Raw genomic sequence first — 22,339 nt, 5'->3', positions numbered from 1 at the left:
GCCGCCGACATGCAGGACATCGCCGAACAGTTGCGGGCGTGGCACGCCGCCGGGCGCCCGTTCGCCGTCGCGACCGTGGTCGGCGTCTCGGGCAGCGCGCCGCGCGATCCGGGGGCCGCGCTGGCGGTGAACGACGTCGGGGAGGCGATCGGCAGCGTCTCCGGCGGCTGCGTGGAGGGGGCCGTCTACGAGCTGTGCCGGGCGGCGCTGGAGACCGGGCGGCCGGTGCTGGAGCGGTTCGGCTACAGCGACGAGGACGCCTTCGCGGTCGGCCTGACCTGCGGCGGGGTCCTGGAGGTGTTCGTGCAGCCGGTGGTGCCGGGGGGCGATGCCGGGCTGGACGCCGGGATCGCCCACCTCGGCGCCGGCACTCCGGTGGCACTGGCCCGGGTGGTCGACGGTCCGGCCGGGCTGCTGGGTGCCACGGTCGCCGTCACGGGTGGCGGCCACGACGGCAGCCTCCCTTCGCTGACCGGCGAGCTGGAACGCTCGCTGGTGGCGCAGGCACGGGCGATGCTGGACGCCGGCCGCACCGGCACGGTGACCCTGGCGCTGGACGGCCGCCCTTGCACTCCAGCGATATCAGCGGACACGTCCGCGGGATCGGTCGGCGGCACGGTCACCTTCTTCGTGGAGTCCTTCGTCCCCAAGCCGCGGATGCTGGTCTTCGGCGCGATCGACTTCGCCGCCGCCGTGGTCCGGATCGGCACGTTCCTCGGCTACCGGGTGACGGTCTGCGATGCCCGGCCGGTCTTCGCCACCGCGCGCCGGTTCCCCGAGGCCGACGAGGTGGTGGTGGACTGGCCGCACCGCTACCTGGACTCGCAGCTCGACCGGCTGGACGGCCGCACGGTGATCTGCGTGCTCACCCATGACGCCAAGTTCGACATACCGCTGCTGGAGCGGGCGCTGCGGCTGCCGGTGGGCTTCGTCGGGGCGATGGGGTCGCGCCGCACCCATCTGGAGCGCAACGCCAAGCTGCGCGAGACCGGCCTGACGGAGGCGGAGATCGCCCTGCTGCACTCGCCGATCGGCCTGGACCTGGGTGCCCGCACCCCGGAGGAGACGGCGGTGGCGATCGCGGCCGAGATCGTGGCCGGCCGGCGCGGCGGCGGCTGCCTGCCGCTGTCGGCCGGCACCGGGCCGATCCACCACGACCTGGAGCGACCCCGGAGCGGTGCGTTCCGGGTCGCCTGAATCACAGCCTGAGCCCTCGTCAGTTCCCAGGAACCTCCCAGTCTGATCATCCGTCAGGCTGGTTTCCTGAGTATCCGCCCACGCCTTTGGCGCGTGCACGCACTCTGGGGGCTCGGGTGGCCACTCGGGCCGCTTCGATGGCGGATGATGTGGCAGTGCAAAACGCAGATCAGTTCGGGTTCGCCGATGCCGCCGGCCCGCCCCCGACCCCGCCAGCCGCTGCACCACCAGGCGCCGAGCCCGAGGCAGCGGAGGCGCTCGACCGCGCCGTCCGGGCTGCCCAGGCCGGCGACGAGGACGCCTTCAGACAGGTGTTCCGCACGGTGCAGCCGCTGCTGCTGCGCTATCTGCGGGTAGTAGTGGGAGGTGATGGGGCCGACGCCGAGGACGTCGCCTCGGAGGCCTGGCTGCAGATCGCCCGTGACCTGCACACCTTCCAGGGCGACGGGGACGGCTTCCGGGGCTGGGCCGCGACCATCGCCAGGAACCGCGCGATGGACCACCTGCGGGCCAAGCGCCGCCGCCCGGCCGCCGACCTGCCGGAGGAGTACCTGACCGAGCTCCCGGCCGGCGACGACACCGAGGGCGCGGCCCTGGCCACCGTCGGCACCCAGGAGGCGCTGGCGATGATCGCCGGCCTGCCCAAGGACCAGGCCGAGGCGGTGCTGCTGCGCGTGGTGCTGCAGCTGGACGCCGAGACTGCCGCCCGCGTGCTCGGCAAGCGGGCCGGTACCGTGCGGATGGCCGCCCACCGGGGCCTGCGCCGGCTCGCCAAGCTGCTGGAGTCCCCCACGGCCACACCCGCACCGCGAGGCGCCGTGGCCCAGCTGCGCGGCCGGCCGAGAAAAAACCCGGCCGAAGGTGTGACACCGCCCGGGGCCCCGACGCTGAAGGACATGAGATGAGCACCAACCGATCCCGTCGGATCGACCGCGACGTCGCCGAGCAGCTGCTCGGCGGTGAAGCCGTCGGTACGGACGGTGGTCACGGCGCCCTCTCCCGAGTGCTCGCGGCCGCGGCTGCCCCGGCGACCGACGGCGAGCTGACCGGTGAGGAGGAGGCGGTGGCCGCGTTTCGGGAGGCCGCTCGGCTCGCCCCGACCCATGCCGCCATTCCCATCCAGAGGAGCCGCCCGATGGCCGAGTGCGTCCCGGCGCGCCCGCGCGTCGCCGCGCGGTTCCTCGGCGCCCGCGCCGCGGTGGCGGCGCTCGCGGTGACGGCCCTCGGCGGGGTCGCGGTGGCGGCCGGCACCGGGCATCTGCCCGCGGTGCTCGGCGGCGACTCGCCGAACCTGTCCGCGCAGAACACCGCGGCCTCCGATCCGGCGGGCACCATGCCCGGCAAGGGCCACCTCCACTCCTCCACCGCGCCCCGCACCAGCAGCCCGCAGGCAGACCGGCCGCAGCCCGGCAGCCCGACGATGTCCGGCAAGCCGACCGGCGGGCCCTCGAACAGCCCGTCCGGTGATCCGTCGGCCCAGCTCTCCGGGCCGGCTTCGGCCGCACTGCTGGCGTTGTGCAAGGTCTGGCCGCAGGACGACCAGCAGGGCAATTCGGACTCCCGGTTCGAGCCGCTGACGCGCGCGGCGGGCGGCTCGAACCGGGTGCGGGCGTACTGCGCCGACCTGGCGCGGCGGTCGCCGGACCTCGACAGGCCGACTGCGACTGCGACCACGTCCTCATCATCCGGCGACCAGCACGGGCCGCCCGGCCACCAGGGCGACGACTCGGGTGGCGCCGGCTCGGGCGGTGCGCACGGCAAGCCCACCGCCCCGGCCCCCGGGCCGACCGGCGACCCCGACGGGAACGGCGGCGGGCCCGACCACTCGCACCCCGCCCAGGGCCAGAGCCAGCCGGCGGGAGGCCGCAACAGGCAGTAGGACCAGCAGACTTCCGACCGCTGGAGGGCTTCCCCGGGCACACCAGCGGTCGGACCTCCGGCAGCCGTTCATGCATGGGTTCGGCTGCCGGTACTGCCGCCATTGATGGTCTCCCCCGAGTCCATCAGGGCGCGGCATCGTTCTGGGTCCGGCCCGGCTGGGGTCGGCCGGGCCGGACCCAGAACGCCTGACGTCCCATCGGGTCGCCCGGCGGCACCCCGCGCTCCTTGCCACCGGCGACGGTTTCATTGACGGGCTTGACAACATCGACTGGCCCACGGGCAACTCATCCGTGCACCAAGTCACTACAGGCCGTGCACACAATCGGATGACCAGCCGTCGCGGTACGTGTATGGTTCTGAAGGCCGTTTCAGCAACGCACAGTTGTCTCAAATCAGCCTGTCAGGAACACGACACGACGGGCTCGCCATCCCGTCCCTGACGAACGGTCACCACCCCCGCCACCATGACCGAGACCGACCAGCTCACGCTGATCCGGAGCAGCTTCGCCCTGCTCCGGGACCACGGCGACAAACTCGCCGCCCACTTCTACGCCACCCTGTTCCTGCACAACCCCCAGCTGCGGGAGCTGTTTCCGGCTGCCATGGACGTGCAGCGCGACCGGCTCTTCCAGGCCCTGGCCGGCGCCGTCCGGATGCTCGACCGGCCCGCCGAACTGACGGTCTTCTTACAGCAGTTAGGCCGCGACCACCGCAAGTACGGGGTACGCAGCGAGCATTACGCGGCGGTGGGCCAGGCACTGCTGGCCACCCTGGCCAGGTTCGCCGGTCCGCAGTGGACCCCGGCCCATGAGCGGGCCTGGACGATCGCCTACCACCAGATCGCCGCCACCATGAGCGGCGCCGCCGAGACCGAGGCCGACCGCACCCCGCCGTTCTGGCACGCCGAGGTGGTCGGCCATGAGCGGCGCGGATCCGATCTGGCGGTGATCACCCTGCGCCCGCACGCCCCGTTCCCCTACCGGGCCGGCCAGTACACCACCGTGGAGACGCCGCGCTGGCCGCGGGTCTGGCGGCCCTACTCGATCGCCAACGCCCCACGTCAGGACGGCCTGTTGAGCTTGCAGGTGCGGGCCGTACCAGCCGGCTGGGTGAGCAACGCCCTGGTCCAGCACACCCGCGTCGGCGATGTGCTGCGACTGGGGCCGGGCCGCGGCACCCTGGTGCTGCCCGAGCGGCCGGCCCGCCGGGTGGTCTGCGTGGCCGGCGGCACCGGGCTGGCGCCGATCAAGGCGCTGGTGGAGGCGATGATCACGCACAACCGCCCGCTCACCCTGCACCTGTTCGTCGGCGCCCGCTACCAGCGCGACCTCTACGACCTGGACGCACTGCGGCAGTTGGCCGCCGGCTTTCCCCGGCTGCTGCTGGTGCCGGTGGTGTCCGACGAAATCGGCTGGGCCGGGGTGCAGGGGCGGCTGCCCGAGGTAGTCCCGGCCCAGGGGAACTGGCAGGACCATGAGGTCTTCCTGGCCGGGCCGGATGCCATGGTGATCAGCATGGTCGAGCGGCTCCATCGGGGCGGTGTGCCGGCCGACCGGCTGCACTATGAACTCTCCACCACCCCCGAGGTGTTGGACATCACCTCGGGGCTGCTGGAACACACCGAGTCGCCGAAGCCGGGCTCGGGCCGGCCTGCGACGGGTGACATCACCCCGCGTTGAGCTTGGCCAACTGCCGCAGCACCCCCGGCCAGAGCCGCCCGACCAGCCGCGCCGCCTTGGCCTCCGCGGTGACCGGCACCACCGGCTTGCCGGTGCGCACCGCCTTGACGATCTCCGCCGCCACCTTCTCCGGCGGGAAGCCGCGCCGGGCGTAGAGCTTGCTGACCCGGGCCTGCTTGGCGGCCTGCTGCTCGGCGGTCAGCCCGGAGAAGGTGGAGGTGCGGGTGATGTTGGTGTTGACGATGCCGGGGCAGATCGCGCTCACCCCGATTCCGCTGGTGGCGAGTTCGGCGCGCAGGCAGTCGGAGAGCATCAGCACCGCGGCCTTGCTGGTGGCGTAGGCGGCCAGCACCTTGGACGGCAGATAGGCGGCCGCCGAGGCCAGGTTGACGATGTGTCCGCCCTGGCCGCGCTCGGCCATCAGGCTGCCGAACGCCCGGCAACCGTGGATCACGCCCCACAGGTTGACGTCCAGGACCCGCTGCCACTCCTTCTCGGTGGTCTGCAGGAAGGTCCCGGAGTGCCCGATGCCGGCGTTGTTGACCAGCACGTCCGGCACGCCGTGGCCGGTGGCGACGGTCTGTGCGAAGGCGTCCATGCCGGGGCCGTCGCTGACGTCCACCTGGTAGGCGTGGCCCGCACCGCCGAGCAGGTCGACCAGCTCGGCGGTGCGCTGGGCGGCGGCCAGGTCCAGGTCGCAGACCACCACGGTGGCCTGCTGCTGCTCGGCGAAGGCCAACGCGGTGGCGCGCCCGATCCCGCTGCCCGCCCCGGTGATCACCACCAGCGGCCCAGTGCTGCTTCCCACTCCCGAACTCCCGTTCTCGATCCGGCCGGTGAACTCACGCACCATCCCGGCCACCTTCGGCCCCTGCTCCAGCAGCGCCGACCAGTGGGTGGCGTTCAACTGACGGCGCGTCAGATCCGGCACCCAGCGCTCCAGGCCCTCGGAGAGGAAGGTGTTGACGTAGTGATCGCGCTGCAGCGTGATCAGCTGCACCGGCACCTTGGTGGGCCGCTCGCGCGGCGAGCGCAGCGTGGGCCGCATGTTGGCCCGGTACAACTCGATCCCGCGCACCGCATCCTGACGGAGCGTCGGCTGCGGGTGGCCCGCCCGGGGGCTGACCTCCTCCAGGTCACGCAGCACCCGCGGCCAGGCCCGGGCCAGCCCGAACCGCCAGGTGGCGGGTGCCAGGAGCGGCAGGTGGAAGGCGGTGATGTACCAGGAGTGCGCACCCTGGACCAGCAGTTGGCGCAGGTGCCGGGGGGTCGGGCGGCGCATCCGGTGCCGGATCCAGTGGCCCATGTGGTCCAGGCAGGGCCCGGAGATGCTGGTGTAGGAGGCGAGTCGGCGCTCCGCACCGGGCTCGGTGACGGCCTCCCAGGACTGCAGCGAGCCCCAGTCGTGGGCGACCACGTGCACCGGCCGGTCGGGGCTGACCGCGTCGGCCACCGCGAACAGGTCAGCGGCCAGCAGCGCGAGGCGGTAGCCCTCACGGCTGTCCGGGATCCCCGACTCGCCGGCGCCGCGCACGTCGTAGCGCACCACGTGGTGGTCGGCGGCGAGGTCGGCGGCCACGTCGTCCCACACCACATGGGTGTCCGGGTAGCCGTGCACCAGCAGCACGGTGGGGCCTTCCGGATCGCCCTGCTCGAAGACGGCGAGGTCGATGCCGGCCGAGTGCACGAAGCGGCGGCGAGGTTCGGTACGGTCGGTCATCGGGTGGCCTCCGCCTGCTCGGTACGGTCGCTCATCGGGTGGCCTCCGCCTGCTCGGTACGGTCGGACCCACCACGGGCGGGCTCGGTCCAGCGCCGCACGTGCGGCAGGTCGTCGTCCAGCCAGTAGGCATCGTCCTCGGTGACCACCAGCAGTTCCTCGAACTTGATGCCGGTGTCGCGGAAGCCGATGTGCGGTTCGACCGCCCACAGGCCGGGCGTCGGCGCGTGCTGGGAGGAGCGGCCGTCGGCCCAGAGCGGTGAACGGCCGTGCAGCCGTTCGGCGATGAGCTCGCGGCCCAGGGTCTGCAGGGTGCGCAGGCCGAAGCCGAAGAGGTTCACACCGGCCGGGGCCCGGCTGGTGTTGCGGGTCACCTGGTGGCCGATCACCCGCCCAGGGTAGACCTGGTGGCGGTTGTCGTAGCCGTGCGCGGCGATCTGCGCGTCGACGGCGGCGTAGATCTCGTTCAGCGGCTTGCGGGCCTTGACCTCGCGCAGGATCAACTCCCGGTAGACCTGGAGGTCCTGGGCGAGCCGGTCCCAGATCCGGTTCTCGCCGACCTTGCCGCCGTAGCCGATGTCGGCGGTGTAGCCGTCCACCACCGGTGCGCAGTCCAGCACATAGGGCATGCCCTCCTGCAGCACCCGCCCGCCGGCGAAGAACTGCAGCGGGGTGTGGAAGTGCCGGAACGCGGTGCGGTCGCCGAACCAGGCGAACGGCACGTGGAAGAAGTCGGTCACCCCGGCGGCCACCAGATGTCGGCGCAGCCGGTCGGTGGCCTGCCGCTCGGTGACCCCGGGCTCGATCCAGGCGGCGGTCTTCTCCGCGCAGTCGTAAGCGAGTTGCTGGATCTCGCGGAACTTCGCCAGGTCGGCGTCGGAGTAGTTGAAGGTGGATGCCATCGGTCAGACCTCCAGGACCAGGGTCTCGCCCTCGGCCGCCCGGGACACGCAGGGCAGCAGGGCGCCGGCTGCGCGCTCCTCGGCGGTGAGCCGGCGATCGCGGTGTTCGGGGGTGCCGGCCAGGACCCGGACCTGGCAGGTGCCGCAGAACCCCTGGTGGCAGGAGTACGGCGTGCCGGGCCGGGCCTCGCGCAGCACGTCGAGCGCGGACTTGTCGGCGGGGACGGCCAGTTCCTCTCCGCTGCCGGAGAGCTTGAGGGTGAACGACCGGCCGTCGCGCACCGGCGCGGCGCCGAACCGCTCGAAGTGCAGCGCGGTGGCGGGCGAGGCGTCGAAGGCCTGTTGGACGGCGGCCAGCATGGGGGTCGGGCCGCAGCAGTAGACGGCGGCGCCCCGGCCGGCCCGGGCCAGCAGTTGCTCGCCGGTGGGTGTGCCGCCGACCAGCAGGGTGACCCTCCCCCAGCCTCCGGCCGGGGGGACCCCCATGGAGGCCAGCGCCGTCAGCTCCTCGGTGAACGGCATGGTCTCGGCGCTGCGCCCGGCATAGACCAACTGCCAGTCGAGGCCGCGGTGCTGGGCGTCACGGGCGATCGGCAGCAGCGGCGTGATGCCGATGCCGCCGGCGATCAGCAGCAGCTTGGGTTCGGCGCAGAAGACGAAGCCGTTGCGGGGGCGCCGGACGGTGAGCCGGGCACCGACGTGGAGTTCGTCATGGATCTCCACCGACCCGCCGCCACCGCCGGCGATCCGGCGCACCGCGATCCGGTAGCCGCCGCGGTCGGCCGGGTCGCCGCAGAGCGAGTAGTGGCGCACCCGGCCGGAGGGCAGGGTGAGTTGGAGGTGGGCGCCGGGCTGCCAGGGGGGCAGCGGGCTGCCGGCCGGGTCGGCGAGGCGCAGCTCCACCACGTCGTCGGCGACCGGACGGTGGGCGGTCACCACCAGGACCAGCGGGGCGCGGCCGCGGCTGGGCGGGCGGCGCGGGCTGCGGCGCAGCGGCGGGCTGGCCAGGGCGGGGGTGTAGAGGTCGCTGAACCGGGTGAGCAGGCTGAAGAAGCGGTCGGCGCGGGGGCGGCCGTAGAGGTCCGGCGGCGGGGTGTCCAGGTCGTGCCGGCTGGTGCGGCCGAAAGCCAGGGTGGGGGCGGGGCCGGTGGCCTGCGGGCGTCCGGCGGGGGCGGGGTCGGCAGCCCCCGCGCGTTCGGCGGCGGCGGGCTCGGCTTCCGCCGTGCGTTCGGCGGCGGCTCTCGCGGCGGCGGGCTCGGTGGCCGGGTCGGCGGGCTCGGTGGCCGGGTCGGCGGGCTCGGTGGCCGGGTCGGCGGCCGGTGGGGTCATCTGGGGCTCCTGGAGGGGTGGTTCAGCGGGTCGCGGCGGCCCGGGCGGCGGGCGAGGTGGCCAGGTAGCCGAGCGCCTGGGCGCTGGACCCCTCCTGGGTGGGGTGGTAGCGGAGCTTGAAGTACCGCAGCCCGGAGCGGAGCGACTGGATCGGGTCCGGCAGCATGCCGCGCTGCGCGCCGTCCCAGGCCTGCCGCCAGCTGGGCTTCAGCCGGCCGCGCAGCTCCGGGTCGGCCGCCAGCAGGTAGCGCACGCCGCGCACCCACAGGTGCACCAGCAGCGGCCCGCCGAGCACCATGCCGCGGATCCGCCGACCGTAGCCCCGGTCCAGGTGGACCAGCAGGTCGAAGGCGACGCTGCGGTGCTCGACCTCCTCGGCGCCGTGCCAGCGCAGCAGGTCGAGCATCGTCGGGTCGGCCTTGGCCCGCTCCAAGCCCGGTGAGTTGAGCGCCCAGTTGCCGAGGAAGGCGGTGAAGTGCTCGATCGCGGCGACGAAGGCCACCCGCTCGATGACGTTCTCGCGCCGCTGGCGGGGGCTTAGGTGCGGCTTCGGGCCGAGGATCCGCTGGAACAGCCAGGCGATCTGGCGCACGTAGGGGCGCGGGTCGAGGCCCTGGCCGAGCAGGTGGTCCAGCACCTCCTGGTGGGCCTCGGCGTGGATCGCCTCCTGGCCGATGAAGCCGAGCACCTCCTCGCGCAGCTGCTCGTCGGTGATCAGCGGCAGCGCGTCCTTGAAGACCTCGGTGAACCAGCGCTCACCCTCGGGCAGCAGCAGGTGCAGCACATTGATGGTGTGGGTGGCGAACGGCTCGTCCGGGATCCAGTGCAGCGGCAGCCGGCTCCAGTCGAACTTCACATCGCGGGGCTCCAGCACGAGGTCGGTGTGGACCTCTGCGGCGGTTCTGGGCATGGGGCCCTCCTGACCTGCGGGTGTGGGGCAACTGACCTTGAGGTGGCAGCACCTCAAACTACTGGCCGGTACCTCACCTCACAAGGGTTTGCAGCGTTCTTATCGACAGTAGGTCTAATAAGATCGCGAACGGTCCAACCCCGGTCGCCACCCGCCCTCTCCGCACCTAGCGTGAGGTCGCCGGTACCGTCCGGCAGGAGAGGAGCAGAACTATGATCACCGCCCGTGACATCATGCACGCCAACGCGCAATGCATCGACGCCAACGAGACGCTGCGCGAGGCCTCGAAGATGATGAGGGCCAGCGGAGTTGGCGCGCTGCCGATCTGCGGCCCGGACAAGAAGCTCAAGGGCATCATCACCGACCGTGACATCGTGCTGGAGTGTCTCGGCGCCGGCAAGGACCCCGACACGATGCGGGCCATGGACCTTGCCGGCCACCTGCACTGCGTCCGCGCCGACGACGACATGGACGCGGTGCTGAAGAAGATGGAGCAGCACCAGATCCGCCGGATGCCCGTGATCGACGACGGCAAGCTGGTCGGCATCATCACCGAGAAGGACCTGGCGATGGGCCACCGGATGGCCAAGGGCGTGACCGACCAGCAGATCATCGACTTCATGGACAGCATGTTCGCCAAGCACTGAGGCGGAGCACGGGCACGCGAACGGCGGCGCGGGGCCGGGGCCCCCCGGGGGGGGGCCCCCCCCCCCCGCCCCCCCCCCGGGCCCCCCGGGGCGGCGCCCCCCCCCCCGCGGCTGGCGACCCCCAACCGCCACCGCGGCCCCGGGCCCTGGCGGGGCGCCCCCCCCGGGGCGGCCCCCCCCCGCGCCCCCCGGGGGGGGGGGGGGGGGGCGGGGGGGGGCCCCCCCCCCCCCCCCCGCCGCCGTCAGCCGGCCGTCAGGTGGCCGTCACTCGCCCTGGAGCTTCTCCACCAGCTCGGACAGGCCGCCGCGGGCCTTGATGAAGCCGAGGTGGTCGTGGAAGTCCCGGCTGTGCACGATCAGGCCGTCGCGCACCCGGAGCACCTGGATGTTCGAGACCTCGAAGGTGCTGTCGGTCGACTTCTGGTACACCTCGTAGTCGTACTCGGCGACGATCACCTCCGGATCGTCGGTCTCGCGGATCACCTGGTTCTTCCCGGTCAGCGTGAACGGAACGTTCTCGCGCACCATCCCGAAGCGCTCCCGGATCGCGGCCTGGCCCTCGATCCGGCGCGGCGCGAGCGGCTCGAAGACGGCCTCCACCACGGCATCCTCGGCATAGAGATCGGCCAGGCCGGCGTACTCACCGGAGGTGATTCCGGCGTGCAGCTTCTCGAAGACCTCGCGCGGTGTTGCGGTTTCGGACATGATCAACCCCCAAGGCATACGGATCGCTAGAATCGGACTAACGACTCCGGTTTCTCTGGGAGCGACGATACGGACTGGCCACTCCGGTTGTCCAGCGATGGGAAGGACCAGGACGACGTGAGCACTGATCAGGCGCGCCCACTACGGGCGGACGCGGCCCGCAACCGGGCCCGGCTGCTGGACGTGGCCGCCCAGGTGTTCGCCGACCGGGGCGTCTCGGTGACCACCGAGGAGATCGCGAAGGCGGCGGGCGTCGGCGTCGGCACGCTCTTCCGGCACTTCCCCACCAAGGAGGCGCTGCTGGAGGCCGTGCTACTGCGCCGCCTGGAGACACTGAGCACCGAGATCGCCCGGCTGCTGGCGGAGCAGGGCCCGGCCGCAGCCTTCTTCGCCACCTTCACCCTGGTGATCGACCAGTCGGCCGGCAAGAACGAGTACGCCCGGGCCCTGGCGGCGGCTGGGATCGACGTGCACCAGAGCCTCCAGGAGCCGGTCCAGGTGCTCCGAGCCCGGCTGACCGAGGTCCTGACCGGCGCCCAGCAAGCGGGCGCGGTGCGGCCCGACTTGGGTGTCCCGGAGCTGCAGGCCCTACTGGTCGGCACCGCCGACATGGTGGAGCGCCTGAGCGCGGACCCAGCGGGCCGGGAGCGCATCTTCTCGGTGATCTTCAACGGCCTGCGACCGCCCCACTGAACGGGCCCGTTGACCGGAACCCCGGGCCGGGAGTTCCCAGCCCGGCCCGACCCCGAGTCTGGACGCCGCCATGCAGGCGCTGGCCGACGGGCGGCCACGGTATCTGCGCGACGAGGTGGAGTTCACGGCGTCTCGGCGAACACCCCCCGGACCGCGACTGGCTTGGGCTGGGGAAGCGGCTTGGCGGGCCGCGTCACCTGCCGCCGTTGCGGAGGTGGTCGAGTCCGGTCCGAGCCGCGGCCTGGACCTGGGGGTCCTTGCAGCGCAGGGCGATCCGCAGGTGGTGCTCGGCGGTCCGGGGGTCGCCGGCGTCGATCGCGAGCAGGCCGAGGTGGCAGTGGCCGCGGGCGGCGGCGGGCTCGTGGCTGGACGCTGCGGCGAGGTCGAAGAGCTCGATGGCCTCGGCGGCTTGGCCGGCCTCCATGAGCATGACGCCCAGGTTCAGCGCGCCTTTCGCGGAGAACTCCGGGTCGCTGGACCGGCTTGCGGCCCTGAACTGCTCCCGGGCGCCGGCCAGGTCCCCGCGCTCCCGCAGGATGTCGCCGAGGTGGAAGGCGGCCTGTGCGGCGGTCCTGGGGATCGAGGCGCCGGTCGCCTCGCGGTAGAGGAACTCCGCCATGTCCCGGTCAGGGCCGCGGTCGACCAGCGTCGCCTGGGCGAGCAGGGCGGGGCCGGCGGCTTCGGGGAAGCCGCTGTCGACGGCGGCGCCGAGCACCTCGTAGGCGTCGGGATCCCAGCTGCCGCTCTCGCGCGCGAGCATCTCGCCGAAGGCGAGCGCGGCGCGGCCGACGCTCCGGTACCGCCCGGATTGGGCGACCACCCCGTACTGGTGGCTCGCGTCCCGGTTGTTTCCGCGGCCTTCCAGGATCAGGCCCCGCACGAAAGCCACCTCGGCCGCCACGTCCGGGTCGCTGAATTTGGCGGCCTTTCCAGTCGCAGCCCAGGCCCGGCGGTACCGGCCGCGGCTCAACTGGAGCAGGGCGGCCACCAGTTGGCCCGCCGCCTGGACCTTGGCGCTGCGCGAGGCCAGCGCGGCGGTGGCGACGGCCTCGGCGGCGGTGGACTCGCCGCGGTTGAGGTAGCCCAGGCCGAGTTCGATCACGAGGTCGAAGTCGAACCACGGAACGTCGGGTTTCAGGCCCAGTGGCACGGCGTGCGGCGCGGCCAGCATGCCCGCGAGATCCGCGTCGAACTCCTCGTCCGTGGTGGTGCGGTTCGGCACGTGCTTCCCTCCCCAAGAGCGCGACGGCAAGGTCAAGTCATGGTAATACCTGCTGATTATCCGTCATGCTCCTTGTGGAAACACTCGGTTACCCAGGCCGACTCTAGCCGGGCCGCCCCTCACGGGGGTGGCCCGGGTCGGCGAGCGCCCGTGCAGGTCAGTGGCCGGCGGCCGCCAGCAGCGCCAGCACCTTCGGCCAGCCGGCCACCTGGGCCGCCGCGTCGCCCGCGCGTGTGCCGCCGAGGTCTTCCAGGTCCTTGGTGACCGGGTGGACCACGAGGGTGCCCTCCGGGAGGTAGGGGGCGCTGTACCTGTACGACGGCGGGCTCGTGCACACCGACCGGTCCGGCGCCCGGGCCGTCCCATGGTCTGAGATCGCCGGCCTCCGGGGCATCCACCAGCAGCGGGTCGGCCAGGGCGGCACGGGCCGCCTGCTCGGTTACCGACTGCTGGCCCGCGACGGCACGTCGTTCGTCGTCCCCCGGATCCCGGCGGACGGCCACGACCCGTTCACCGACCGGATCGTCGACGCCGTGCGCCGGCACCACCGCCCGATCATCTGACCGAACGACGCGAACCAGGGGTGATCACGGCCGAGGCCAAGGGCCCACCGCAGCCCGTCAGACCGCCATCGCCAGCATCAGCGGCGCCGCCCGCTCGGCCAGCAACTCGGCGGCGGCGCGCAGCCGGTGCGCGCTGCCGACCGGCAGTGACATCGCCAGGCAGCCCACCGTGCTGCCGGCCGTGACCGGCACCGCCGCGCAGACCGTGCCGAGCGCGTACTCCTGGAGGTCGAGCATCGGCGTGCCGCCCGACTGGCGCTCCAGGCGGTGCAGCAGCTGCTCGCTGTCGGTGATGGTGCGTGAGGTGAGGCGGGCGATCGGATGTCGGGACAGGTGGTCCAGGCGGCCGTCGTGGTCGAGTTGGCTGAGCAGGCACTTACCGATCGCACTGGCGTGCGCGGTGGCCTTGAAGTCCACCCACTCGTGCACGGCGGGCGCGTGCTCGCCCTCGGCCACTGCCTCGACCCGCAGTTCGCCGTCGTGGTACCGGCTGAAGTAGACGGCGGCGCCGAGCTCGTCACGCAGTTCGGTGAGCTTGTGCTGGAGGCGGATCCGGACCAGCTGCTCCCGGTTGCTCTGGCCGAGCATGGCGAAGGTGCCGCCGAGCAGCCAGGTGCCGTCCACCGACTGCAGATAACCCTCCGCGCTGAGCAGGTTGACCAGCTCGCGCACGGCGGGCTCGCTCATCGCCGTCTCGCGTGCCAGGTCGCGCAGGGTGGCGCCGTAGGGGTGTCGGTCGACGGCCTCCAGCAGCCGCAGGGCACCGCGAACCGCGCCCTGTGGTCCCGCTGCGCCCTGGTCCAGCGCGATCTGACCACTCTGGCCGTTTACCGGCATGGTCCGCTCCTTCCGCCGCACTCGACAGCCCCGTCGGCCGCAACCGGCGGGGCCAACCTCCAGCCTATCTTCCGACGGGCTGCCAGGTTCGTCGGACGGGACGAATTCCCGCAGGTGACGGGTATTGGCCGAATGGCATATGCCAGTCGGGCAAGGGGCCTGACACTCTTGACAGGTAGGCTGGTGGCCGCTCCCGACTGCCATCACCCGGGAGCGGGTGCCCCTGGAAGTCGGTCCGGCGAGCGAGAACGCACCCGTGGGGGTACTGACGGAACGTCAGCCCGTGCGGAGGCGGATCCCAGCCGGACCAGGCCTTCGCAAAGTCACCGCCATTGATGCCGGCCGCCTGGAGTCCGCTGCGGATTTCCGGGGGCCCGGCCTATTCCATACGTCGATTTGGCCTGCCAAGCGGTGGACGGAAAAAGGCGTTCAGGCGTGTCGTCTTGACCACCGGGAGCTGACGCCGATTCACTTTCGCGTGACCGCTGAGCGGTCTATTCGTGAATCCACCGGCGGCTGTCTTGCTGCGATCGGCCGTGTCGCACCGCATCAGCGAATCGCGGGGCACAGTCATTCGTGCACGGTGAAACGCGGTTCTCCATTCGGCGCGTCGGCCATCCCACCGAACGAAGGGGCAGTGCATGCCTGTCGAGAACTCCGCCGCGGACACACCACCCGAGGGCGTCTCGCGTCGCCGCCTGATGAGCCAGGCCGCCGCGGTCGGTGCCGCCGGACTGGCGGTCAACCTGCTCGCCGGAACCACGGCCGCCAGTGCCGCGCCGGCCGACGATCGCACCGCCGGCGCCGGTGCGCCGCACCCGCCCGCCGACCACGACGAACCCGTGATCGTGCACGTACGCGATGTCCGGGCCGGCCACCTCGACCTGTTCAGCGGCCACCGGCACCACCGCGTCCAGGACCCGGAGTTGGCCGCCGCCCTGGTCCGCGCCCTGGACTGAACCAGCCAACCGCACCGGCCGGCCCCGGCGGCAGCGCCCGTCGGGGCCGACCGGCCCGCCAACCTGCCAGAAGCCACCACCCACCACCCAACACCCACCGAGCGAGGCTCCTGTGTCGTCCCACCGCGAAGCCCCCGAGATCTCCAAGGACCCGGTCGCCGACAGCACCGACGTCTACGCCTTCGTCAGCCCCGACGACTGCGACACCGTCACCCTGATCGCCAACTACATCCCGCTGCAGGGCCCGGCCGGCGGCCCGAACTTCTACGAGTTCGGCGAGGACGTCCTCTACGCGATCCACATCGACAACGACAACGACGGCCGCCCCGACATCAGCTACGAGTTCCGGTTCCGCGTCGAGGTCCGCAACCCCGACTCCTTCCTGTACAACACCGGGCCGATCAACTCGCTCGACTCCCCGAACTGGAACCGCCGCCAGACCTACAGCGTCACCCGGGTCGAGGGCGAACGCCGACGGGTCATCGCCGAAGACCTCAGCTGCCCGCCGTGCAACATCGGACCGCTCTCCACCCCCGACTACACGACCCTGGCGAACGAGGCGGTGCACCGGCTGGCGGACGGCGCCAAGGTGTTCGCCGGCCAGCGTGCCGAAGGCTTCTACGTCGATCTCGGCTCCATCTTCGACCTGCTCACCCTGCGCCCGTTCCAGCAGCTGCACGTGATGCCGGCCTTCACCGAGCCCGCCCCCGGGGTGAACACCCCCAAGGCCCTCAACGTCCACAGCATCGCCCTGCAGGTACCGATCACCGACCTGACCAAGGACCACCGCAAGCCCAGCGGTGTCGCAGACCCGCTCGCCACCATCGGGGTGTGGACCACCGCGTCCCGCCGCCGGGCCCGGGTCATCGACCCCGACGGGCACAACACGGAGTCCGGTCCGTTCGTCCAGGTCTCCCGCCTCGGTAACCCCCTCGTCAACGAGGTCGTGATCCCGATGGGGAAGAAGGACCTGTGGAACACCCAGCCGCCGGCCGACGACAAGAACTTCGCCCAGTACGTCGCGATGCCGGAGCTGGCCAAGCTGCTGCCCGTCGAGTACCCGGGCGTCTTCCCCAACCTGGCCGCCTACACCAAGCCGCGCGCCGACCTGCTGGCCATCCTGCTCACCGGTATCCCCACCGGAGTGGTGCCCGGCTTCCAGAACTTCACCGGCGACACCCAGGCCGACATGCTGCGGCTGAACGTGGCCGTGCCGCCGGCCACCAAGCCCGACATCCTGGGCCTGATCGCCGGTGACGCGGCCGGGTTCCCCAACGGCCGGCGCGTCTTCGACGACGTCGTCACCGTCGAACTGCGCGCCATCGCCGGTGCCACCATCCCGCTGGTCGACAGCTCGTTCACCCCGGACGCGGCTGCGGGCGTGATCACCGACGGCCTGACCCCGGCCGACCTCAAGAACCCCTACCTCAACGTCTTCCCCTACCTCGGCGTCCCGTACGACGGCTACCACAACCCGTCCAACTGAGCCGCCTCTCACCAGCGAAAGCAGCACGCCATGCCGCATTCCCACTCGCACCCGCCGCTTCCCGCACCCTCGCGGGAGGGCAGCGTCGTCCTGGAGATCGGCGGCACCCTCGGCGCCCTGATCATCCACACGAGCCCGGCCGAGGACGGCCTGGAGATCGAGGTCAGCCTCGCCGGGGGCGCCGCGGCTCGGACCCACGCGGCGGTGCGCCCGCGCCATCTGGCCGGCCGCACCGTCCACTGCGCGGTCATCTCCCCCCTTCCCGAGGGGGACTACCTGATCTGGCGCACCGGCGGGCTCGTCGAGGCCCGGGTCGCCGTCCACGGCGGCCAGGTGAGCGAGTACCGCTGGCAGTCGGGGAGCGCGCACGCGTCGGGCGGAGCCGTCACCGCGCAGGCGTGAGCACCGACCGGGCGGCCCCGGCCCTGCGAAGGGGCCGGGGCCGCCCGGCGCGGGCGACCGTGCCACCGCGGCAGCACGCCATGCCCGGCGCCCAGGCCTCGGGGCTCGGGCGGCATCGGCCACACCCAGGTCGCGGCCCGCGGCAGCCCACCGGAAATCCGACGGACAGGCACCTGTACCGCCGTGGCAGCACGCCATGCCCGGCGCCCAGGCCTCGGGGCTCGGGCGGCATCGGCCACACCCAGGTCGCGGCCCGCGATAGGTCACCAGAGACTCGACGGGCAGGCAACTGTGCCACCACGGGAAGACGCCCACGCCCCGGGCCGCATCGGCCACACCCGAGTCGCGGCCCCGGGCGGCTCATCGGGACCCGACGGGCAGTCGGATCAGCCGCCCAGCAGTGCGGCCGGGAGGTCGGCGGCGCCGGTCAGTGGGCGGGCTGCGGTCAGGGCGGCGGCCTCGGCGTCGGTGAGCCCGGCCGCGACCAGCGCCGCGGTGGCCTCGGCGGCGGGCAGCGCGTTGAACCAGCGCAGGGCCAGGCTCGCCCGCCCGGCCTCGGTGAGCCGGCCGGTGAGGCGCAGCCGGGCGATGCCGCCGTCCGGGTAGACGCCCAGCCGCACATGGGTGGCGGGGCGGGCGCCGGACAGCCGCAGCCGGTGCCGGGTGTCGGGCTGCAGTCGGGTGCGCGGCAGGATCTCGAACCAGCCCTCGGGGTCGGTGGCCGGATCGCCGCCGCCGGTGGCGTCGTACCCCAGCAGGTCGGCCCAGCCGGGGGCGTTGGCGACGAAGTGGCTGGTGTCCACTTCGACGGCCAGGACCTCACCGCCCCCGGCCAGGGCGATCCGCACCCAGTCGTTGGCCTTGTCACGCCGACGCCGGGTCTCCCAGCCCTCGCCCATGACGGTGGCGCGGCCGGGAGCGTTGAGGTTGTGCGGGGAGGAGAAGTAGCGGTCGGAGGCGGCCTCGGCCACCCCGCCGTGCTCCTGGGCGGCCAGGTCGAAGGTGAGGCCGGCCAGGTCGCGCGGGTCGGGCAGCACCTCGCCGTGCACCCGCAGCCGGGCGACGCCGCCGTCCGGCCAGATGTTGAGCCGCACATGGGTGTAGCGGGTGGGGTCGGTGACCGCGAACTCGTGGGCGGTGTCGCCGCGCAGCGGGGTGCGGGGCACGAGGTCGGTCCATGCGGCGGCCGCCACCTCCTCGGGGGACGGGTGGCCGGGTATCGAGGCGGCCTGCACCGAGCCGCTCTCCGGGTAGTTGCCGGTGAAGTGCGCGGTGTCCACGATCACGCCGTGGATCCGGCCGGCGGCACCGAGGCGGACGATGGCCCAGTCGTGGTCCTCGTCGGTGGGGTGCGGCTGTTCGGCGCTGCGGCCGCGCCGGCGCCGGGACTCCCAGCCGTCCATGATCTGGCCCTTGAGTCCGAAGGTGTGCGGGCGGAACTCGGCGGGCTCGGCGAGCAGCAGGTGTTCGGCGTCGGCGAAGGTGTCCTCGTTGGTGGCGACCACCCCGGCGCCGAGCAGCCGGGAGGCGAGGTTGACCAGTTCGGTGAAGGTCGGAATCTGACGATCAGTCATAACATGGCTCCTTCAACTCAGTTGAGGTCGGCGCAGCTGCCGGCCGAACGGCTCGGCAGCAACGTCGACCCGTCGGCCGCGCAGCCAGGTGGTGCGCACGATGCCGGTGAGGGTGCGGCCCGCATAGGGTGTGACGGGGTTGCGGTGCTGCAGGCCGGCCGGGTCGACGGTGAAGCTGCCCTCCGGGTCGAAGGCCACCAGGTCGGCGTCGCAGCCCACCGCGATGCCGCCCTTGGTGCCGGTGAGGCCGACCAGTTCGGCCGGTCCGGCGGCCATCCAGCGGACCACGTCGGCCAGTTGGTGGCCGCGTCGGCGGGCCTCGGTCCAGATCGCCGGCAGGCCGAGCTGCAGCGAGGCTATGCCGCCCCAGGCCTTGGCGAAGTCGCCGCTGCCGCCGTCCTCCTGACGGAGCTTCAGTTCACTGGTGGCGGGCGAGTGGTCGGAGACGATGCCGATGAACTCCCCGTTGGCCAGGGCCGCCCAGAGCCGGTCCCGGTTGGCCTCGTCGCGGATCGGCGGGCAGCACTTGTAGGCGGTGTCGCCGTCCGGTATCTCCTCGGCGGCCAGGGTCAGGTAGTGCGGGCAGGTCTCGGCGGTCACCCGCACGCCGTCAGCCCGGGCCCGGGCGAGCAGTGGCAGCACGTCGGCCGAGGAGACGTGCAGGATGTGCACCCGGGCCCCGGTTCGCCGGGCGGTGGCCAGCAGCCGTGCCACGGCGGCGGATTCGGCGCTTGCGGGGCGGGAGGCCAGGAAGTCGCGGTAGTGGCTGCCGGGCAGCTGGGGTGCCGAGGCCAGTTCGTCGGGGTCCTCGGCGTGGATGATCGCCAGGGCGCCGAGCCGGGCCTGCTCGGTGAGCGCCCCGGTGAGCTCGGCCGGGCCGAGGTGCCCGAACTCGTCCACCCCTGACGGTGACAGGAAGCTCTTGAAGCCGAACGCCCCCTCCTCGTGCAGGCCCTGGAGTTCGGCGGTGTTGCCGGGGACGGCGCCTCCCCAGAAGCCCAGGTCCACCCAGGTCTGCCCGTGGGCCGCGCGGCGTTTGGCGGCCAGGCCGGCCACCGTGGTGGTGGGCGGTATGGAGTTGAGCGGCATGTCGATGATGGTGGTGACGCCGCCGGCGGCGGCGGCCCGGGTCGCGGTGGCGAAGCCCTCCCACTCGGTGCGTCCCGGCTCGTTGACGTGCACGTGGGTGTCGACCAGGCCGGGCAGCAGGGCGGTGTCTCCGAGGTCGGTGAGTTCGGCACCCGTGAGCGAACCGTAAGCTCCGAGCCGCTCGATCCGGCCGTCCCGGATCAGTACGTCGGCCGGCCGCTCGCCGTCCGGGAGGACCACGCGGCGGGAACGGATCACCGCACTCGACTGCTGCATCACGAACCTCCGGGAAGGGTTGCCGCGGTGGGATCGGCTGGGAGCCTAGGTCCGCCTTCAACAAAACGTCAATGCATCAACGCGCCGGGATTCCGGCCTACTTCAGGCCCGCGCCAGCAGCTCCCCGGCCAGCCGCTCCCCCGCGCGTTCGGCCAGCTCGGCAGCCCTGGTCAGGCTGTCGCCGGGCTGTTCGGCCAGGTCGCCGAGGGCGTAGGCGGCGATGAAGCCGGCCCGGCGCCAGGCGCTCTCGGGCAGGTCGACGCGGCCCGCCACCGCGGCCACCGGGACCCCCGCCCTGGTGGCCGCCGCGGCGACTCCGGCGGGCGCCTTGCCGTGCAGTGTCTGCTCGTCAAGGCAGCCCTCGCCGGTCACGACGAGCCGCGCCCCGCGCACGGCCTCGTCGAACCCCAGCAGGTCGAGCAGCAGCTCGATGCCGGGTCGCATGGTGGCACCGAGCAGCGCCAGGGCGGCGAAGCCGACCCCGCCGGCGGCTCCGGCGCCGGGTGCGTCGCGCACCTCGCGGCCCGTGGTCTCCCGGACCACGTCGGCCCAGTGCGTCAACCCGGCCTCCAATAGGGCGAGTTCGACGCCCTCCGCGCCCTTCTGCGGGGCGTAGACGGCGGTGGCTCCGCGCGGGCCGAGCAGCGGGTTGTCGACATCGCAGGCGACGGTGATCTCCACCCCGCTCAGGGTGTCCGCCAGTGAGCCGGGTTCCAGGCGGTGCAGCCGGCGCAGGGCCGCACCGCCTGGGGGGAGTTCGGCGCCGTCCTCGTCGTAGAGGCCGACGCCGAGCGCCTGCACCAGACCGGCCCCGCCGTCGGTGCTGGCGCTGCCGCCCAGGCCCAGCACGATCCGCCGGGCGCCGGCGCCGATGGCCCGTCCGATCAGCCGGCCCACCCCGTAGGTGCCGGCGGCCAGCGGTGCGGTGCGGCAGCCGGGCAGCCGGGCCAGGCCGGCGGCCTGGGCCAGCTCGATCACGGCGAGGTCGCCCCGGAGCGCGAAGGCGGCGTCCACCGGCAGCCCGGTGGGGCCGGACACCTTGGCCGGGATCCGGGTGAATCCGGCCGCCAAGGCGGCGTCCAGGGTGCCCTCGCCGCCGTCCGCGACCGGGAGTTGGCGGACCTCGACGCCGGGCGCCACCCGGTGGATGCCCGCGGCCAGCCGGGCGGCGGCCTCGGCGGCGGTCAGGGTGCCCTTGAACTTGTCGGGGGCGACGACCACATGGCCCTGGACGGGGGTGACGGACATTCGGCGGCTCACTTCCGGGTCGGACCGATGCTGCGGTCCATCTTGCGACGGGCCGGGTGGCCGGCTTCGCAGGTGGTGCCCTCCTGGTGGCGCGGGCACGACCGGACAGGTACACGCCACCAGGAGGAGTCGAGGTCAGCGCGGGTCGCGCCCGGCCAGTCGCTCCACGCCGCGCAGCAGCGCCGAGTGGTCCAGCGAGCCGTCGCCGTTGGCCCGGGCCGAGGCGACCAGTTGGGCGGCCACCGCGCCGAGCGGCAGCGGTGCCCCGACGGCGCGGGCGGCGGCGGTCACGATGCCCATGTCCTTGTGGTGCAGGTCGATCCGGAAGCCGGGCGTGAACTCGCGGCCGAGCATGTTGGCCTTCTTGCGGTTGAGCACCGTGGAGCCGGCCAGGCCGCCGCCGAGCACCTCCAGCGCGGCCGCCAGGTCGACGCCCGTGTTCTCCAGGAAGACCACGGCCTCGGCCAGCACCTGGATGTTGACCGCGACGATCAGCTGGTTGGCCGCCTTGACGGTCTGCCCGGCGCCGGCCGGGCCGACATGGACGACCGTGGTGCCCAGGGCGTCGAGGAGCGGCTTGGCCTCGGCGAAGTCCTCGGCCGCACCGCCGACCATGATCGACAGCGCTGCCTCGCCGCCGGAGACCGGGGCGTCCAGGGTGCGGATGCCTTTCGCCCTGGCCGCGACCTCGACCTTGCCGGAGGTCTGCGGGGTGATCGAGGACATGTCGATCACCAGGGTGCCGGGCTTGGCATGCTCCAGCACGCCGCCCGCACCGAGGATGACCTCCTCGACCTGCGGGTCGGCCGGGACCATGGTGATGACGACCTCGGCCTCCCGCACCGCCTCGGCGATGCTGCCGGCACCATGGCCGCCCGCCGCCACCAGGGCGTCGATCTGGGGCCGGGTCAGGTTGTAGCCGGTGACGTGGTGGCCGGCCTTGACCAGGTTGGCGGCCATCGGGCTGCCCATGATGCCGAGGCCGATGAAGGCGATCCTGCGACTCATCGTGCCACTCCTT

Annotated in this window: 22 protein-coding genes; 10 read left to right on the top strand and 12 right to left on the bottom strand. The window is 73.0% G+C overall.

Features of this window, described 5'->3' with window-relative positions:
* Positions 1–9: 9 nt before the first annotated feature.
* From P3T35_RS08195 to P3T35_RS08180, 4 genes are all read left to right on the top strand, one after another.
* Entirely contained in the window at positions 10–1,197 is a 1,188-nt protein-coding gene (locus tag P3T35_RS08195; protein ID WP_101383660.1) for an XdhC/CoxI family protein, read from the top strand.
* Positions 1,198–1,352: 155 nt separating this feature from the next.
* On the top strand, positions 1,353–2,102 hold the full coding sequence (locus tag P3T35_RS08190; protein WP_280704832.1) for an RNA polymerase sigma factor: 750 nt from the start codon (positions 1,353–1,355) through the stop codon (positions 2,100–2,102).
* Positions 2,099–3,076, top strand: coding sequence for a hypothetical protein (locus P3T35_RS08185; protein WP_101383658.1), 978 nt, complete (start codon positions 2,099–2,101; stop codon positions 3,074–3,076). Before P3T35_RS08190 ends, P3T35_RS08185 begins: the two co-directional genes overlap by 4 nt.
* A 466-nt stretch (positions 3,077–3,542) precedes the next feature.
* Complete coding sequence (locus P3T35_RS08180; RefSeq protein ID WP_101383657.1) at positions 3,543–4,757, top strand: globin domain-containing protein; 1,215 nt, start codon at positions 3,543–3,545, stop codon at positions 4,755–4,757.
* Here the strand turns inward: P3T35_RS08180 and P3T35_RS08175 are convergent.
* The 4 genes from P3T35_RS08175 to P3T35_RS08160 are packed head-to-tail and all read right to left on the bottom strand — an operon-like array spanning position 4,744 to position 9,617.
* A complete protein-coding gene (locus P3T35_RS08175; protein WP_101383656.1) occupies positions 4,744–6,477 on the bottom strand; it encodes an SDR family oxidoreductase in 1,734 nt (577 codons plus the stop codon). The genes P3T35_RS08180 and P3T35_RS08175 overlap by 14 nt on opposite strands.
* Before the next feature lie 31 nt (positions 6,478–6,508).
* The gene (locus P3T35_RS08170; protein WP_101383655.1) at positions 6,509–7,378 is read right to left on the bottom strand and encodes a M24 family metallopeptidase; all 870 of its coding nucleotides are present in this window, start codon (positions 7,376–7,378) and stop codon (positions 6,509–6,511) included.
* 3 nt (positions 7,379–7,381) lie between these two features.
* Entirely contained in the window at positions 7,382–8,707 is a 1,326-nt protein-coding gene (locus tag P3T35_RS08165) for a PDR/VanB family oxidoreductase (RefSeq protein WP_101383654.1), read from the bottom strand.
* A gap of 22 nt (positions 8,708–8,729) precedes the next feature.
* The gene (locus tag P3T35_RS08160) at positions 8,730–9,617 is read right to left on the bottom strand and encodes a metal-dependent hydrolase (RefSeq protein ID WP_101383653.1); all 888 of its coding nucleotides are present in this window, start codon (positions 9,615–9,617) and stop codon (positions 8,730–8,732) included.
* Positions 9,618–9,829: 212 nt separating this feature from the next.
* Here P3T35_RS08160 and P3T35_RS08155 point away from each other — a divergent pair, with 212 nt between their 5' ends.
* Positions 9,830–10,264 (top strand): CBS domain-containing protein, encoded by a 435-nt coding sequence (locus P3T35_RS08155; RefSeq protein ID WP_101383652.1) that lies wholly within the window; start codon positions 9,830–9,832, stop codon positions 10,262–10,264.
* Between the two features lie 264 nt (positions 10,265–10,528).
* Here P3T35_RS08155 and P3T35_RS08150 read toward each other — a convergent pair whose 3' ends face one another.
* The gene (locus tag P3T35_RS08150; protein ID WP_180356735.1) at positions 10,529–10,969 is read right to left on the bottom strand and encodes a nuclear transport factor 2 family protein; all 441 of its coding nucleotides are present in this window, start codon (positions 10,967–10,969) and stop codon (positions 10,529–10,531) included.
* Positions 10,970–11,086: 117 nt separating this feature from the next.
* Here P3T35_RS08150 and P3T35_RS08145 point away from each other — a divergent pair, with 117 nt between their 5' ends.
* Positions 11,087–11,662 (top strand): TetR/AcrR family transcriptional regulator, encoded by a 576-nt coding sequence (locus tag P3T35_RS08145; protein WP_101385462.1) that lies wholly within the window; start codon positions 11,087–11,089, stop codon positions 11,660–11,662.
* Positions 11,663–11,855: 193 nt separating this feature from the next.
* Here the strand turns inward: P3T35_RS08145 and P3T35_RS08140 are convergent, their stop codons facing one another.
* Positions 11,856–12,884 carry a tetratricopeptide repeat protein gene (locus P3T35_RS08140; RefSeq protein WP_101383650.1) on the bottom strand — a complete coding sequence of 343 codons (1,029 nt, stop codon included), beginning with the start codon at positions 12,882–12,884 and terminating at the stop codon, positions 11,856–11,858.
* 157 nt (positions 12,885–13,041) lie between these two features.
* A complete protein-coding gene (locus P3T35_RS08135) occupies positions 13,042–13,221 on the bottom strand; it encodes a hypothetical protein (RefSeq protein ID WP_101383649.1) in 180 nt (59 codons plus the stop codon).
* On the opposite strand from P3T35_RS08135, the gene P3T35_RS08130 reads away from it, so the two are divergent.
* On the top strand, positions 13,214–13,447 hold the full coding sequence (locus P3T35_RS08130) for a PH domain-containing protein (RefSeq protein ID WP_180356734.1): 234 nt from the start codon (positions 13,214–13,216) through the stop codon (positions 13,445–13,447). The genes P3T35_RS08135 and P3T35_RS08130 overlap by 8 nt on opposite strands.
* 57 nt (positions 13,448–13,504) lie before the next feature.
* Here P3T35_RS08130 and P3T35_RS08125 read toward each other — a convergent pair whose 3' ends face one another.
* Positions 13,505–14,284, bottom strand: coding sequence for an IclR family transcriptional regulator C-terminal domain-containing protein (locus P3T35_RS08125; RefSeq protein WP_101383647.1), 780 nt, complete (start codon positions 14,282–14,284; stop codon positions 13,505–13,507).
* Between the two features lie 641 nt (positions 14,285–14,925).
* On the opposite strand from P3T35_RS08125, the gene P3T35_RS08120 reads away from it, so the two are divergent.
* The 3 genes from P3T35_RS08120 (at position 14,926) to P3T35_RS08110 (ending at position 17,131) form a co-directional block, all read left to right on the top strand.
* Positions 14,926–15,243 carry a hypothetical protein gene (locus tag P3T35_RS08120; RefSeq protein ID WP_101383646.1) on the top strand — a complete coding sequence of 106 codons (318 nt, stop codon included), beginning with the start codon at positions 14,926–14,928 and terminating at the stop codon, positions 15,241–15,243.
* Positions 15,244–15,355: 112 nt separating this feature from the next.
* On the top strand, positions 15,356–16,729 hold the full coding sequence (locus P3T35_RS08115; RefSeq protein WP_101383645.1) for a DUF4331 domain-containing protein: 1,374 nt from the start codon (positions 15,356–15,358) through the stop codon (positions 16,727–16,729).
* A gap of 30 nt (positions 16,730–16,759) precedes the next feature.
* A complete protein-coding gene (locus tag P3T35_RS08110) occupies positions 16,760–17,131 on the top strand; it encodes a phospholipase (RefSeq protein ID WP_101383644.1) in 372 nt (123 codons plus the stop codon).
* 386 nt (positions 17,132–17,517) lie between these two features.
* On the opposite strand, the gene alc is transcribed toward P3T35_RS08110, so the two are convergent.
* From alc to P3T35_RS08090, 4 genes are all read right to left on the bottom strand, one after another.
* Positions 17,518–18,705 carry an allantoicase gene (gene alc, locus P3T35_RS08105; protein WP_101383643.1) on the bottom strand — a complete coding sequence of 396 codons (1,188 nt, stop codon included), beginning with the start codon at positions 18,703–18,705 and terminating at the stop codon, positions 17,518–17,520.
* 12 nt (positions 18,706–18,717) lie between these two features.
* Positions 18,718–20,070: an allantoinase AllB gene (allB, locus tag P3T35_RS08100; RefSeq protein ID WP_101383642.1), complete on the bottom strand. Its 1,353-nt coding sequence runs from the start codon at positions 20,068–20,070 to the stop codon at positions 18,718–18,720.
* A gap of 102 nt (positions 20,071–20,172) precedes the next feature.
* Positions 20,173–21,318, bottom strand: a complete 1,146-nt coding sequence (locus P3T35_RS08095; protein ID WP_101383641.1) for a glycerate kinase — start codon at positions 21,316–21,318, stop codon at positions 20,173–20,175.
* A gap of 135 nt (positions 21,319–21,453) precedes the next feature.
* Positions 21,454–22,326: a 2-hydroxy-3-oxopropionate reductase gene (locus P3T35_RS08090; protein ID WP_101383640.1), complete on the bottom strand. Its 873-nt coding sequence runs from the start codon at positions 22,324–22,326 to the stop codon at positions 21,454–21,456.
* Positions 22,327–22,339 lie beyond the last annotated feature (13 nt).

The organism is Kitasatospora sp. GP30, assembly GCF_029892145.1.
GTDB classification, from domain to species: domain Bacteria; phylum Actinomycetota; class Actinomycetes; order Streptomycetales; family Streptomycetaceae; genus Kitasatospora; species Kitasatospora acidiphila.
Note: the sequence above shows the minus strand (reverse complement) of the source record. Positions and strands in the feature narration are given on the sequence as shown.